This is a genomic window from Sulfitobacter sp. AS59 (genome assembly GCF_038899995.1).
Classification (GTDB): domain Bacteria; phylum Pseudomonadota; class Alphaproteobacteria; order Rhodobacterales; family Rhodobacteraceae; genus Sulfitobacter.
Genome location: NZ_JBBMQK010000007.1, coordinates 26,042 through 40,172, shown reverse-complemented (window position 1 = coordinate 40,172; position 14,131 = coordinate 26,042). Strand labels below are relative to the sequence as shown.

At 59.3% G+C, this 14,131-nt stretch carries 12 protein-coding genes; 5 read left to right on the top strand and 7 right to left on the bottom strand.

Annotated elements, in window-relative coordinates; translation table 11 throughout:
* Window positions 1-49: 49 nt before the first annotated feature.
* On the bottom strand, window positions 50-559 hold the full coding sequence (locus WNY39_RS14825) for an SH3 domain-containing protein (RefSeq protein WP_342846722.1): 510 nt from the start codon (window positions 557-559) through the stop codon (window positions 50-52).
* Between the two features lie 126 nt (window positions 560-685).
* On the opposite strand from WNY39_RS14825, the gene WNY39_RS14820 reads away from it, so the two are divergent.
* From WNY39_RS14820 to WNY39_RS14805, 4 genes are all read left to right on the top strand, one after another.
* Window positions 686-1,672, top strand: a complete 987-nt coding sequence (locus WNY39_RS14820) for a D-glycerate dehydrogenase (RefSeq protein ID WP_342846720.1) — start codon at window positions 686-688, stop codon at window positions 1,670-1,672.
* 29 nt (window positions 1,673-1,701) lie between these two features.
* Window positions 1,702-3,480, top strand: a complete 1,779-nt coding sequence (gene ggt / locus WNY39_RS14815) for a gamma-glutamyltransferase (protein ID WP_342846718.1) — start codon at window positions 1,702-1,704, stop codon at window positions 3,478-3,480.
* A gap of 15 nt (window positions 3,481-3,495) precedes the next feature.
* Complete coding sequence (locus WNY39_RS14810) at window positions 3,496-4,899, top strand: FAD-linked oxidase C-terminal domain-containing protein (protein ID WP_342846716.1); 1,404 nt, start codon at window positions 3,496-3,498, stop codon at window positions 4,897-4,899.
* A 219-nt stretch (window positions 4,900-5,118) separates the two neighbouring features.
* Entirely contained in the window at window positions 5,119-7,614 is a 2,496-nt protein-coding gene (locus tag WNY39_RS14805; protein ID WP_342846714.1) for an FAD-dependent oxidoreductase, read from the top strand.
* Between the two features lie 19 nt (window positions 7,615-7,633).
* Here WNY39_RS14805 and WNY39_RS14800 read toward each other — a convergent pair whose 3' ends face one another.
* From WNY39_RS14800 to WNY39_RS14780, 5 genes are read right to left on the bottom strand one after another with little or no spacing between them, the layout of a single operon-like run.
* Complete coding sequence (locus WNY39_RS14800; RefSeq protein WP_342846922.1) at window positions 7,634-8,416, bottom strand: GH25 family lysozyme; 783 nt, start codon at window positions 8,414-8,416, stop codon at window positions 7,634-7,636.
* A 2-nt stretch (window positions 8,417-8,418) separates the two neighbouring features.
* Window positions 8,419-9,069, bottom strand: coding sequence for a DUF938 domain-containing protein (locus WNY39_RS14795; protein WP_342846712.1), 651 nt, complete (start codon window positions 9,067-9,069; stop codon window positions 8,419-8,421).
* The gene (locus WNY39_RS14790; RefSeq protein ID WP_342846710.1) at window positions 9,066-10,145 is read right to left on the bottom strand and encodes an FAD-binding oxidoreductase; all 1,080 of its coding nucleotides are present in this window, start codon (window positions 10,143-10,145) and stop codon (window positions 9,066-9,068) included. Before WNY39_RS14790 ends, WNY39_RS14795 begins: the two co-directional genes overlap by 4 nt.
* Window positions 10,142-11,080 (bottom strand): aldo/keto reductase, encoded by a 939-nt coding sequence (locus tag WNY39_RS14785; RefSeq protein ID WP_342846708.1) that lies wholly within the window; start codon window positions 11,078-11,080, stop codon window positions 10,142-10,144. The genes WNY39_RS14790 and WNY39_RS14785 overlap by 4 nt, the downstream gene beginning before the upstream one ends.
* Window positions 11,081-11,123: 43 nt before the next feature.
* Window positions 11,124-11,837, bottom strand: coding sequence for a glutathione S-transferase (locus WNY39_RS14780; protein WP_342846706.1), 714 nt, complete (start codon window positions 11,835-11,837; stop codon window positions 11,124-11,126).
* Between the two features lie 61 nt (window positions 11,838-11,898).
* On the opposite strand from WNY39_RS14780, the gene WNY39_RS14775 reads away from it, so the two are divergent.
* Complete coding sequence (locus tag WNY39_RS14775; protein WP_342846704.1) at window positions 11,899-12,948, top strand: YeeE/YedE family protein; 1,050 nt, start codon at window positions 11,899-11,901, stop codon at window positions 12,946-12,948.
* A gap of 76 nt (window positions 12,949-13,024) precedes the next feature.
* On the opposite strand, the gene WNY39_RS14770 is transcribed toward WNY39_RS14775, so the two are convergent.
* Window positions 13,025-14,098: a BMP family ABC transporter substrate-binding protein gene (locus WNY39_RS14770; protein ID WP_342846702.1), complete on the bottom strand. Its 1,074-nt coding sequence runs from the start codon at window positions 14,096-14,098 to the stop codon at window positions 13,025-13,027.
* Window positions 14,099-14,131: the final 33 nt, after the last annotated feature.

Here is a 14,131-nt window from a genome sequence, read left to right as displayed (position 1 = left end):
GTATCCTTGTCTTGTCAGATGTGGTCGGTCCAAAGACCGCTGCGCAACCCTAGTCGCGTATCTCGCGGGTGCCAACGCCCCAAAGCCGTGCCTTGGGAGCCCAGCCTTTGTAGCCGCCCGCGCGCAGAAAGCACCATTCAAGGCTGCATTCCTCCAGCCGTGCGATGGCACCGACTTCGAATTCAGCGGCAACAGGGGCGTTCGGGTCCGGGCGGGTCAAGAGTTTCATTTTGTCTTGTTCGATCAATACAGTGCGGGTGCCGGATAACAGCGAATAATGCACCCAGCCGCCCATGCCATCGCGGTCTTCGACGCGGCGCCAGTGGCCATGTTCCGCTGTGATACGCAGCGGCATGTCGCGGTGCTTGAAGACCCAGTCGATCCTGTGGGTCAGGGACGGCCCGCGCCGGACATTGCCTTCGGCGGCCTTCATCGACACGTAGCGTGGCACGGGCAGATTGGTGACCTGGCCAACCTCCTCTGCCGCCTGGGCGGTGCTGAAAGCCAGTTGAATCGATACAAGCGCCCCCAATAGGGCGAAACGGAACTTGGGTGTCATGACGGCCTGCTTGGTCTTTGGTTGTTGATTTTGTGCTCTTTTACGCCGCGAAGTTCTTGTGCCTCGTCGCCGCTTGGGACACCATGCCACCAAGCAAAGCGCAAAGCCAGATTTGGGAGGCTCAAAATGTCAAAGCAACCGCTAAGTGTTGTAGTCACGCGACGGTTGCCGGAGGTCGTTGAGAAGCGATTGTCGGAACTTTTCAAGGTGACATTGCGCGAAGATGATACGCCAATGAGCCGCGCTGAACTGGCTACGGCTATGAAGTCGGCTGACATTCTGGTGCCTACCGTCACAGATGAAATCGATGCGGCCCTGCTGGGGCAAGCGGGTGAACAGTTGAAACTGATTGCGAATTATGGCGCTGGCGTTGACCATATCGATGTCACGACAGCCCGCCAGCGCGGCATTCTTGTGTCCAACACCCCCGGTGTTCTGACCGATGATACCGCCGACATGACCATGGCGCTTATTCTGGCGGTGACGCGCCGCATGTCCGAAGGCATGGCGCAGATGCAATCGGGCGACTGGAAAGGCTGGGCCCCTACGGCGTTGCTGGGCGGTCGGGTCAGTGGGCGCCGTTTGGGTATTTTGGGTATGGGCCGGATCGGTCAGGCTGTTGCACGCCGGGCTGCGGCCTTTGGCATGCAAGTGCATTACCACAACCGCCGCCGTTTGCGCCCCGAGGTCGAGGAAGCACTGGGTGCCACCTATTGGGAAAGCCTGGATCAGATGGTTGCGCGCATGGATGTGCTGAGTATCAACTGCCCGCACACCCCCAGCACCTTTCATCTGATGAATGCCCGTCGCCTGAAACTGATGAAGCCCGAAGCGGTGATCGTGAACACCTCGCGCGGCGAAGTGATCGACGAAAACGCCCTCACGCGGATGCTGCGGGCTGGCGAATTGCAGGGCGCTGGTTTGGACGTTTATGAACACGGCACCGACATCAACCCGCGCCTGCGCGAATTGGATAACGTGGTACTGTTACCGCATATGGGGTCCGCCACGCTGGAAGGCCGGATCGAGATGGGCGAGAAAGTTATCATAAATATCAAGACCTTCGAAGACGGCCACCGCCCGCCGGATCAGGTTGTCCCCTCAATGCTGTAACCCCCTTTAACAAAGACGGAGTTCCCCCCATGCGCATGACCCTAACAGCCGTAGCAATATGTTTGGCCGGTGGGGCGCTTGCCCAACAGGCCGCCGATACTGTGGCACCAGAGGCAGCAGGAGCGGGGGCGTTCGAGGCGATATCGGCTGAGGTGACCGCTGCCTTTGCTGCCAAAGACGCGGGAAAACCGGTGTTGGCGGAGAACTGGATGGTCGCAGCGGCCAACCCTCATGCGGTTCAGGCGGGCGCGGATGTGCTGGCCACGGGCGGCACAGCGGCGGATGCGTTGGTGGCGGTGCAGACGGTACTTGGGCTGGTTGAGCCGCAAAGCTCGGGCCTTGGTGGCGGCGCGTTTCTGGTGTGGTACGATGCAGCCAGCGGTGAAATCACAACACTAGATGGCCGCGAAACGGCCCCCTTGGCCGCGACGCCACAGTTGTTTCAAGATGAGACGGGCGCGCCGCTCAAGTTCTTTGACGCCGTAGTTGGTGGGCGGTCTGTCGGCACCCCCGGCACACCTGCGCTGCTTGAGGCGGTCCATGCCCGTTGGGGCACGCAGAATTGGGCCGACCTGCTGGCCCCCGCGACGGACCTAGCGGAAAAAGGGTTCACCGTATCGCCACGTCTTGCGGGCCTTGTGGCGAGCGACGCGGAACGGCTGGCAAGCTCTGCCACCACGGCCGCGTATTTCCTGCCTGGCGGTCAGCCGATCACGGCGGGGATGACATTGAAAAACCCTGACTACGCAAACACGCTTGCGATACTGGCGGATCAGGGGGCAGATGCCTTTTACACAGGCGACATCGCAGCTGATATCGTTGCCACGGTCCAAGGGGCGGCAGGCAATCCCGGTGTTTTATCAGCGGTGGATCTGTCGATCTATCAGGTCCGTGAACGCGACGCGGTTTGCGCCGCCTACCGCGCACATGACGTTTGTGGGATGGGTCCGCCATCCTCGGGCGCTTTGGCGGTCGGGCAGATATTGGGCCTTCTTGAAGGGTACGATCTAAGCGCCGGACCCCAAGACCCAAATGTATTGCGCCTGATCGGCGACGCGTCGCGCTTGGCCTTTGCGGACCGTGGCCGTTATGTCGCCGACAGCGACTATGTCCCCGTTCCGGTCCAAGGTATGCTGGACCCCAGCTATCTGGCAGAGCGCGCCAAGCTGTTGGCGGGCGATGACGCGCTGCCCCAAGTTGCCCCCGGCTCGCCCACCTTTGATCACGCTTTGAACTGGGCGGATGACATGGCGATTGAACTGCCCTCGACCTCGCATATCTCGATTGTGGATGGCATGGGCAATGTGGCCAGCATGACCACAACAATCGAAAACGGCTTTGGCAGCCGTTTGATGGTGCGTGGGTTTTTGCTGAACAATGAATTGACCGATTTCTCGTTCAGGTCCCATGTGGATGGCGTGCCGATTGCCAATCGGGTTGAACCGGGCAAACGGCCCCGCTCATCAATGGCCCCGACGATCGTGATGAAAGATGGTAAACCGGTGCTGGCCGTCGGCAGCCCGGGTGGCAGCCGCATCATCGGCTATGTGGCGGGGGCGATCATCGCGCATATCGATTGGGGGCTGGATGTGCAGCAAGCGGCAAATCTGCCCCATGCCGTGAACCGGTTCGGAACTTATGATCTGGAAGAGGGCACTGACATGGCGGTTTCGGTCGACGCGTTGGAAAACCTCGGCTACAAAACAGCGACGCGGGCGCTGACATCGGGCCTTCATATGATCGCCATCGGTGACGGTCTAAGCGGCGGTGCCGATCCGCGCCGCGAAGGCATCGCCCTTGGTCAATAACCAAGGGACGACTACATGGTACAGCCGACAGATTTGCCGAGAAACGAAACTGGCATTGCCACCGTTTTGGGCATTCTAAAACAGCAATTTGCAGAGCAGTTTCAGACCGGTCAGGCGATCCGTGAACAGCATGGGCATACAACGACGTGGATCAAGACTCAGGCCCCGGATGCCGTGATCTTTGCCCGCTCAACGCAAGACGTCTCGGACGCGATAAAAGTCTGCGCGGCACATAAAGTACCTGTGATCGCCTTTGGCACCGGCACGTCGCTAGAGGGGCATGTAAACGCGCCTGCGGGGGGCATTTCGATTGACCTGTCGCAGATGGACCGCGTGTTGCAGGTTAACGCAGGTGATCTTGATTGTCGCGTGCAACCGGGCGTGACCCGCGAGGCGCTGAACACGCATTTGCGCGATCAGGGGCTGTTTTTTCCAATCGACCCCGGGGCCAACGCATCGCTTGGCGGTATGACGGCGACACGGGCGTCGGGCACAAACGCTGTGCGTTATGGCACGATGAAGGACAACGTGATCGCGGTCGAGGCCGTGATGGCGGACGGCACCGTGATCCGCACGGGCGGGCGGGCACGCAAATCCTCGGCCGGGTATGATTTGACACGGCTGATGGTCGGGTCCGAAGGGACATTGGGCATTATCACGGAAATCACCCTGAAATTGCAGGGCATCCCAGAGGCCATCAATTCAGCGCGCTGTTCGTTTCCGAGCCTTGAAGCGGCTTGCGAAACGGTGATGAGCGTCATCCAGTTCGGGCTGCCGGTCGCCCGGATCGAGCTGTTGGATGCGATGGTGGTCAAGGCGGTGAATGGCTATTCCAAGCTGTCGCTGCCCGAAACGCCGATGTTGCTGCTGGAGTTTCATGGATCGGAAGCAGGGGTCGCCGAGCAGGCCGATACCTTTAGCATGCTAGCGGATGAAAACGGCGGTTCTGATTATCAAGCGACAACCACAGTCGAGGAGCGCAACAAACTGTGGCAGGCGCGTCATGACGCCTATTGGGCAATGCTGGCGCTGCGCCCCGGCTGCAAGGCGGTCGCGACGGATGTGTGTGTCCCGATCTCGCGCTTGGCCGATGCGGTGGGGGCCGCGAATGCCAAGGCGGATGAATTGGGGCTGATCGCGCCGATTGTCGGCCACGCGGGCGACGGTAATTTCCACGCGTCGCTGTTGCTGGACATGGATGATGCGGACGAGGTTGCCCGCGCCGAGGAATTTGTGAGCTGGCTGAGCAGTTTGGCGATCTCGATGGAGGGGACATGCACCGGCGAGCATGGCATCGGTCAGGGCAAACGCCCCTATCTGGTGTCTGAACTTGGTGCTGCGGTGGATGTGATGGGCACGCTCAAGCGTGCGCTGGACCCGGACAATATCATGAACCCCGGTAAAATCCTGCCAAGCTGATCCAAAGGGCGCGCTGGCGCGCGGCATGATGTTTGCCCCTGCGTCCCGCAGGGGCGTTTGATGCCTCCGGCGGGGATTTATTTCCATTTGGAAAGGGTTTGCGGGCTGGTTTTTCGGGCCGCGTCGCATTTGGGCTGTCATGGGTCGGCTGGGCTGTGCGTTTTACGCTGGGGCTGTTAAATATCGGCGCAACCCTTAGTCCGGCGGAGCATTGGATACATGAAAACTCAAGTCAAAGCATTGGTTGTTGGCGGCGGTGCTGTTGGCACGTCGATTGCGTATCATCTGGCCCGTGCGGGATGGGATGATGTCATGCTGCTGGAGCGTGACGAGTTGACCAGCGGGTCAACGTGGCATGCGGCGGGGTTGTTGCCGTATTTTAACATGTCCTATGCGACCACGCATATTCATGACTATTCGATCAAGTTTTATAAAACGCTCGAGGAAGAGACCGGGTTGAACGCGGGCTTTGCCGTCGTGGGCAATTTGCGCATGGCGCAGACCGATGAACGTATGGATGAATACATGCTCTATGCGGCCACGGCCGAGACTTGTGGTGTGCCCTATGAGTGGCTGACCCCTGAACAGATCAAGGCGAAATGGCCGCTGATCCGCACCGAGGATTTGAAAGGTGCGATCTATCACCAGACGGATGGCTATATTAACCCTGCCGATGTGACCATGGCGATGGCCAAGGGTGCGCGCCAGCGGGGCGTTGTGATTGAGCGTAAATGGCAGGCGGATGCGTTTCACTGGAATGGTGAAGCGTGGGAAGTGACCGTGACCAAGATGGTCGAGCGCGGTGGCAATCTGGTGCCATCAGACGAGCAGGTCGTGATCACCGCAGAGCATGTGGTGACCGCGTCGGGCAACCACGCGCAGCGCACCGCCAAGATGCTCGGCATCAAGATGCCAGCCATTCCGGTTGAGCATCAGTTTATCGTTATGGATCAGGACCCGGAGTTGGTGGAATTCCGCAAGGGTGAGGGCAATGTCGAGCACCCCGTTATTCGTGACGCTGACGCGCAATCCTATGTGCGCGAGGAACGCGGCGGCTGGATTTTGGGCGTTTATGAGAAAAACGCGCCGGCGCGGTTTGAATATGGCGTGCCGGATAGCTTCCGTGCTGACTTGTTCCAGTTGGATCTGGACCGGATCGAAGACCAGTATATGGCGATGAACCATCGTATTCCATCCGCTGAAAGCTGCGGGTTGAAGGATGATTTCAACGGTCCGATTTGTTACACGCCCGATGGTAACCCGCTGGTTGGGCCCGCACCGGGCTTGCGCAACATGTGGCTGGCCGAAGGGTTTTCATTCGGGATCACAGCGGCGGGCGGTACGGGGTATTATCTGGCGCAACTGATGGTCGAGGGCGAGGCCGAGATCGACATGGCATCGCTGGACCCCAAACGCTATGGCGACTGGATGACCACGGAATATGCCGCGCGCAAGAACGAAGAAGCGTATGAGCATGTCTATATCCTGCACCACCCCGACGAAGAACGCCCTGCATGCCGCCCGTTGCGCACATCGCCCTCCTATGACCGTCAGGCAGCACGGGGCGCGCAGTTTGGCCATGTAAACGGTTGGGAGCGCCCGAACTATTTCGCGCCGATGGGATTTGATGACCACGCCAGCCGGTCGTTCCGGCGCGGGGGCTGGTGGCAATATGCGGTCGAGGAGGCCAAGGCGATCCGCGAGGGCGTGGGCCTGATTGATGCAACAGCGTTCACCAAGCATCTGGTCAAAGGGCCGGGTGCCACGGAATTCCTGAACTGGTTTACCTGTAACAAGCTGCCGTCGGTGGGCCGGATCAACCTAACCTATGCGCTGACCAGCCATGGCACGACACGCACGGAATATACTATCGTCCGGTTGGCGGAAGACGAATACTATCTCGTTTCGGCGGGGGCGTGGACGGCCTATGATAGTGACTATCTGCGCAAGGCAATCGCGGATAAGGCCCCTGATTTCGGCTATATCGAATGCCATGACGTCACCACCCAATGGGGGGTTTTCGCCATCGCCGGGCCGAAATCGCGCGATGTGTTGAAAGAGGTGATCAAGGACGCCGATCCGGAAACCGTGCTGAGCAACAAGCGTTTCCCGTGGCTGACCATGCGCAATATCGAACTGGGCATGGTGCCGGTGCGCGCCATTCGCGTGGCCTATACCGGTGAATTGGGTTGGGAATTGCACCACCCGATTGAAATGCAAAACCATCTGTTTGATCTGCTGGAAAAGGCGGGCGAAAAGCACGGGATGAAGCTGGTCGGCGCGCGGGCACAAAATTGGCTGCGTCAGGAGAAGTCTTATCGTGCATTTGGGACAGAGCTGGGCCGCGATGCGACCCCGCTTGAGGCTGATCTGCCACGGTTTGTCGACCTGTCCAAGGACTTCTACGGCAAGGATGCGATGCAGGAACACGGCATCCGTGCGCAATGCGTGACCTTGCTGATTGATGGGCCGGATGACGCTGATCCGTGGGGCCGGGAGGTTTTGTACCATGGTGACACGCGTGTGGGGCGCTTGACCTCGGGCGGGTATTCGGTGGCGTTCGGCAAGTCGATTGGCATGGGCTATGTCAAACCCGAACAAGCCGCGGTTGGGACCAAGCTGAAGGTCAAAATGTTTGATCAGCTGTGGGATGCAGAGGTGGTCGAAGACAGCCCTTATGATCCGAAAAATGCCACCATTCGAATGGACGGTTAACGCGCGACCACAAGCGCGATTAGCGGATTTGCCGGCGGGCCAGCCAGTTTGCCCAGCTCGCCGGGGTGCCTGCGTATACGTTAATGTCCAGATCACCCAAGGCACCGGGCACGCGGCCGGTGCTGGTGTATTGCCAAAATGTCCAACGCTCGTTCGGGTATTTCTCGGATGGGTGGGCGGCGGTTGAGCGCAGCCAGAACTCTGTCCCACCCAAGCGGCCCATCTGGTTTGTTTCGTAGAAATCAGGGGTGGTATAGACGATGGGCTGTTGCCCGTAATGGGCCTTGAGAATGCGCAAGAATATTTGCGCATTCCGCCGCACGATATGGGCTGGCGGGCGCAGGGTGCAGGTGGGGGAAAACGGGTTCCATTCCATATCCAGCACCGGCGGCAACATGCCGGGTGTTTTCGGCACATTCTGGATGAACCACCGCGCCTGCGCTTGGGGTGTCGTGCAGAAATAATAGAAATGATAGGCCCCGCGCGCGACGCCTGATCGCCCCGCACCCCGCCAGTGGTCCGCGAACATGGGGTCAAGCAGATCACCGCCTTCAGTCGCTTTGATAAAGGCGAAGTTTACGCCATTTACGCGGGCTTGGCCCCAGTTCAGCGGGCTTTGAAACCGCGCGACGTCGATACCGTGCACGGCATAGCTTTGCGGGGTGCGCCGAGCCCAATCATGTGGTTTGCGGTCGCTGAAGTTTGCGGTCGTTACCATGCCAAGCGGCACGGACACTGGCGGTGCTGCACAAGCGGCGACGGCAAGAACCGCGATAGTAACAAGGATGCGCAGCGGTGACATGTTCATGGCTTTCTCGCGACAAAGGCCAGGTTGTTGGCGGGCATCTCTACCTGATCAATCGGGCTGAACCCCGCATCGCTCAGCCAGATGGTGACATCCGTTGTGTCTTTATACCCGATTTTTGGGTCGGCATCGCGTAGCTCGCGATCAAATCTTGCATCGCCTTCGGAGGTCAGTAGGCCTGCGCGCCTGAACGGGCCATATAGGATGAAACAACCGCCGGGTGCTGTGGCAAGTGCGGCTTCGGCGATCAGCCGCTGTGCCGCGTCTGCGGGAATGAGGTGAAGCAGGTTCGACAGAAAGATCACATTTTGCGGCGCAAACTGCGCGTGCCAGCCAGCTTGGGTCGCATCAAGCGCAATCGCGGGGGCGACGTTTTTCGCAAGCGACTGGGCGGTATAGGCGTCGATGCTGGCGCGGCGTGCTGCGTCAGGTTCGGTCGGTTGCCAGTGAAGGTCTGGAAAAGCCGTTGCGAAGGCGCTGATATGCTGACCGGTGCCGCTCGCGATTTCCAAGGCCTGCCCATGCCGCGACGCATGATTGCCTAGCAATTCAACCAAGGCGGCGCGGTTCCGGTCAGCGGCGGGGGCATGCAGTTTTGCATCCTCTGTGGGCAGGGCAACACTGGCGCTGGGCGGCAGTTTCGGGGTCATGGGCGCAGCCTGTCGGGGCGCAAGGCACCGACGGTTTCATCGGGTAGGGATGAGGGGCGGCCAAAGGTCAGATCCGCCACCAGCTGCGATGCTGCGGGGCTGGTCTGAAATCCATAACCACCTTGCCCGGCGCACCAGATGAAATCGGGCTGGTCGGGATCGGGGCCCAGCACTAGCGTCCGGTCAGGGGCAAAACTGCGCAGGCCTGCCCATGTCGATATTGGTTTTGTCAGGGGGACCGCGACCATATTTTGGTACCGCTCCAAACCCTCGGCCAGCACCATGTCGTCGGCCCATGCATCATGGGGTTCAACGGGGTCTTCGTCTGCGGGTGAAATGATCAGCGCGCCCGCATCAGGTTTTGCGTACCATGTTTCGTGGACGCCAAAGAACATCGGCCAGCGGGCAGGGTCATGCCCGCCGGGGGTCGCGATCCGTGCCATGGATCGACGGTAAGGAATAATGCCAACGGGCCGGATGCCTGCCATTACAGCAATCTGATCGGCCCATGACCCTGCCGCGTTCACGATCTTGTCGGCGTGCAGTATTTCGCTACCTAACGTGACCTCCCAGCCCTGCGGCGTATGGGTGATTGCGGTTACAGGTTGCCCCGTCAGGATGCTGCCGCCGTTGCTGCGCAGGACCTTGGCGAAATCCTGCATCAGACGGTCCGTATCAATATCATGGGCATCGGCGTGGTAGCCAGCGAAAGCCACCTTTTTAGGATCAAGCACCGGCACCATCTTTAGTGCCTCATCCGGAGTGATCCGTTCCAACCCCATCGTCTTTAAATCGTCGTCTAATGCCGATTCCTCGTGGGTGTCTGCGATGATCATCAAGCCGCGCTGCGTCAGATACCCGCCGTTGGCGTGGCCCAGATAGTCGACGCTGGCACGGTTCAGCGCTTGGACAGACGGCGCGCCATAGTTCTGTTCGATCAACGCGGCAGAGCGGCCCGAGGCGTGATATCCAAGCGCCTTTTCCCCCTCAATCAGCATTACATCGGCATCGGCTGACAGCCGCGCTGCAGCAGATATGCCCGCGATCCCGCCGCCTATCACAATGATCTTTGTCATGTTTGTTCTTCAATACGGTCCGTGGCGGGGGGCGGTGTGGGCGAAAGCGCGGTAATCTTGGCGTATACATCAGCGGGCATGTCATACGTCATTGCTGCCAGCGACGGGGCCAGCTGCGCCGCCGACCGGCCAGAGATAATCGGCGATGGGGCTGTAGGGTGGGCCGCGATCCATGCAACAGCCAAGGTTGCGGGGTGTATGCCCATATCGGCGGCCAAATCGGACAAGCCCGAAGCCGTCTGGTGCATCGCATCAGGGGCGTATCGCGCAGCATAGCGATCATCTTGGGTCAGGCGACCTGCCTCTCCCTTGGCGTATTTTCCGGTCAACAACCCGCCACCAAGGGGGGAATAGGGGGCAACCAAAATGCCCAGATCATCGGCCATTGGCAGAATTTCAACTTCGGCCTGACGTTTGACCAGATTATACATCGGTTGCATCACGGCGAATTCCAGATCGAATTTAGCGGCGATCCCAGCCGCCTTGACGACCTGCCACGCGGCAAAGTTGGACACGCCGATTTGGCGGATATGCCCGGCTGTTTTCAGCTCGGCCATGGTTTCAAACGTCTCGTGCATATCCGTGTCGGGGTCAAAGCGATGCAGGTACAACACATCAAGCGAGTCGAGCTTCATCCGACTGCGGGACGTCTCGCAGGACTGTAGCAGATTGGCGCGGCCCGCCCCGCCTTCATACGCTGCCTTGGTCGCGATAATCAGATCATCGCGGCGGTCCCCCAGAAAGCTGCCCAGCAGCGTTTCCGAGGCACCGTCGGTATAAACATGGGCGGTATCGAAATGGGTGATGCCCGCATCAAGGCAGGCATCGAACATGGCGCGAGAGGCATCCGCATCCGCGCGCCCGCCAAATTGCATGGTGCCAAAGGCAAGGCGGCTGGCGGGGGTGCCGTTTGGGCTGGTCAGGGTGTGTTTCATGCCCAAACCGTGACACGGCACGTCCCCCTTCGCAACGGCGATCTTAGTCCTTTATTGCCCCCTTTTCCGTGGCGCGCTGATAGGCGGGGCGGGCATGGATCATATCAACAAAACCGGCCAGTGCCGGATAACGCGCGGCACCATCTCCGCCACGCATCGCGATCTCTGCCGGAAAGCTTAGTATGATGTCGGCAGCCGATAGGCTGTCTTGGACGAAATGGCCGGATGGACGCACGAGGCTGTCCATATAGCTAAAGTGATTGTGCAGTTCATCCTTGATCCTTGGGTGCAACGGAGCACCCGCATCGCCCAACCGGCTGACATAGAGGTTCAACAGGATCGGCGTCATCGCGGACCCTTCGGCAAAATGCATCATCTCAAGATGCTGCAAATACGCAGTGGTATCAGGCGAAGGGATCATCTGCGGCGCAAAGCGCGCGCAGAGCGTTTCGGTGATCGCGGCACTTTCAGCAACCAACATATCGTCGATTTCCATCATTGGTGATTTGCCCAGCGGGTGAACCGATTTCAGCTCGGGCGGGGCAAGGTTCGTGACCGCATCGCGCTTGTACGGGACAATTGTGTAGGGCTGTTCGATTTCCTCGAGCAGCCACAAAATACGGTGAGAGCGGGACCTGTTAAGGTGATGGATTTTTATCATGGTCCGACGATAGCGTTTTGCCGCGCAATGGGTAGCGCAATGATGCGCAGCTTGCCCCGAGATCACCGTATCGACAGGCGTTTTGCGGGCGGCCATGACACAGATCAATGTCCGAAACGCATCTATCGTCGATACATGCGGAAAATAGGATGTGTTTATGGATATGACATCAGTCTTGGAAACAGTGGGCGAGCCGGGGATCGCGGCGTTGGCCGGTGTGGTCACGGGCATTATCTTTGGCCTATCAGCCGAGCAAAGCCGGTTCTGTCTGCGCGCTGCCGCCGTCGAAGTCGCGCGCGCCACTTTGGGGCCGCGCATGGCGGTATGGCTTTTGACCTTTTCAACCGGGCTGCTGTGGACGCAGGTAATGCACGCCACCGGCGTCATTGATCTGGGCACCAGCCGTTGGCTTGCCTCCCCCGGTACGATCTCGGGGGCCGTGATCGGTGGCATGATCTTTGGCATCGGCATGATCCTTGCGCGCGGATGTCCGGGGCGGTTACTGGTGTTGGGGGCAACAGGCAACCTGCGCGCGATCCTGTCGGGGCTGGTCTTTGCTGTGGTCGCGCAGATGAGCCTTGAGGGCACTTTGTCGCCCCTGCGCGAATGGATATCGGGCGGATGGATCACCCATGGGCCGAACCCGAATATCCTTTGGGCACTACACATGCCCACGGGCAGCGGCATCGCAATAGGCATCGGCTTTGCGGCTTTGGCGCTGATCATCGCATTTAGAAATCGGGTGTCTTGGGTCACGCTTTTGTTCGGTTGCGGGGTCGGGTTTTCCGTCGCTGTGGGCTGGTACCTGACCTATACCCTCTCGCAGATCAGCTTTGATCCCGTTCCAGTTGGCAGTCTGACTTTTTCGGGACCGTCTGCGGATACGCTGATGTATCTTTTGACTGCAAATTCTGTGCTGGAATTCGATGTTGGTCTGGTTCCGGGCGTGGCCGTGGGCGCGTTTGTGTCAGCACTGATGGCGGGGCGATTGATCTGGCAGGGCTGGGATGGCGCGCGGTCCATGCAACGCTATCTGGCGGGGGCCGCGATGATGGGCTTTGGTGCGATGACAGCGGGCGGCTGTACCATCGGGGCAGGGGTCACGGGTGGGTCGACCTTTGCACTGACCGCTTGGGTGGCTTTGGTGTCGATGTGGCTTTCGGGGATGGCGGCAGACCGGTTGATTGATCGCGCGCCCCGCAGGTAAACGCACAAAGCAGGCCCCGACATGAAAAAAGGCCCCGCATGTGCAGGGCCTTTTAAAACTTCAAAAGCGGGTCTGATTAGTTCGGGATGTCGCCTGTGATGCCTTCAACGTAAAAGTTCATGCCAGCAAGTGTGCCGTCATCAGCTGTTTCGCCATCTGCCAAGAAGTCAGTGCCGTCCTGCTTTTTCAGCGGGCCGGTGAACGGGTGGTACGAACCGTCAGCGATGGACGCCTTCAGCGCCAATGCTTCGGCTTTCACGTCTGCAGGTACCGCGTCTGTGATTTCACCGATGCCAACCATGCCTGCGCCGATACCGTCCCATGTGTCTGTCGACGTCCATGTGCCATCCATCACGGCCTTGGTGCGTGCAACATAGTAAGGGGCCCAATCATCAATGATCGAAGACACGCGCGGCATGGGTGCATATTGCGCCATGTCGGAGGCCTGACCAAAGGTGATCACGTTGCCTGCTTCTTGGGCTGCTGCCTGTGGCGCGGTGGAATCGGTGTGCTGCAATACAACGTCAGCGCCTTGTTCGATCAGCACCTTGGCTGCGTCCGCTTCTTTTGCGGGGTCGAACCATGTGTAGGCCCAAACGATCTTGAATTCGACGTCAGGGTTAACCTTTTTCGCGTGGATATAGGCAGAGTTGATGCCACGAATAACTTCGGGGATCGGGAAGGATCCGATGTAACCGATGATGTTCGACTTGGTCATCTTGCCCGCGATGTGGCCCTGAATGGCACGACCTTCGTAGAAACGCGCGGAATATGTGGAAACGTTATCGGCGCGCTTGTACCCGGTGGCGTGTTCGAATTTCACGTCTGGAAATTTGGCCGCAACGTTGATCGTCGGGTCCATATAGCCAAAGGATGTGGTGAAAATCAGATCAGCACCGTCCAGCGCCATTTGCGTCATAACGCGTTCGGAATCGGGGCCCTCGGCCACGTTTTCAACAAACACGGTTTCGACTTTATCGCCGAATTCGGCTTCAACGGCCAAACGGCCTTGGTTATGCTCATACGTCCAGCCGCCGTCGCCCACGGGGCCCACGAAGACAAAGCCGACTTTGATCTTGTCGTCGGCATAAGCGCCGCCCGCAAGACCGATCGCCAGCGCAGCGCTGGCGAGGAGTGTTGATAGTTTCATAACATAGTCCCCTGAATATTCTGCCCTTTTATA

Bases quoted from the DNA above. Each gene is read 5' to 3' on its own strand.
- WNY39_RS14825 (WP_342846722.1), bottom strand. From the start codon at position 559: ATGACACCCAAGTTCCGTTTCGCCCTATTGGGGGCGCTTGTATCGATT.
- WNY39_RS14820 (WP_342846720.1), top strand. From the start codon at position 686: ATGTCAAAGCAACCGCTAAGTGTTGTAGTCACGCGACGGTTGCCGGAG.
- ggt (WP_342846718.1), top strand. From the start codon at position 1,702: ATGCGCATGACCCTAACAGCCGTAGCAATATGTTTGGCCGGTGGGGCG.
- WNY39_RS14810 (WP_342846716.1), top strand. From the start codon at position 3,496: ATGGTACAGCCGACAGATTTGCCGAGAAACGAAACTGGCATTGCCACC.
- WNY39_RS14805 (WP_342846714.1), top strand. From the start codon at position 5,119: ATGAAAACTCAAGTCAAAGCATTGGTTGTTGGCGGCGGTGCTGTTGGC.
- WNY39_RS14800 (WP_342846922.1), bottom strand. From the start codon at position 8,416: ATGTCACCGCTGCGCATCCTTGTTACTATCGCGGTTCTTGCCGTCGCC.
- WNY39_RS14795 (WP_342846712.1), bottom strand. From the start codon at position 9,069: ATGACCCCGAAACTGCCGCCCAGCGCCAGTGTTGCCCTGCCCACAGAG.
- WNY39_RS14790 (WP_342846710.1), bottom strand. From the start codon at position 10,145: ATGACAAAGATCATTGTGATAGGCGGCGGGATCGCGGGCATATCTGCT.
- WNY39_RS14785 (WP_342846708.1), bottom strand. From the start codon at position 11,080: ATGAAACACACCCTGACCAGCCCAAACGGCACCCCCGCCAGCCGCCTT.
- WNY39_RS14780 (WP_342846706.1), bottom strand. From the start codon at position 11,837: ATGGCCGCCCGCAAAACGCCTGTCGATACGGTGATCTCGGGGCAAGCT.
- WNY39_RS14775 (WP_342846704.1), top strand. From the start codon at position 11,899: ATGGATATGACATCAGTCTTGGAAACAGTGGGCGAGCCGGGGATCGCG.
- WNY39_RS14770 (WP_342846702.1), bottom strand. From the start codon at position 14,098: ATGAAACTATCAACACTCCTCGCCAGCGCTGCGCTGGCGATCGGTCTT.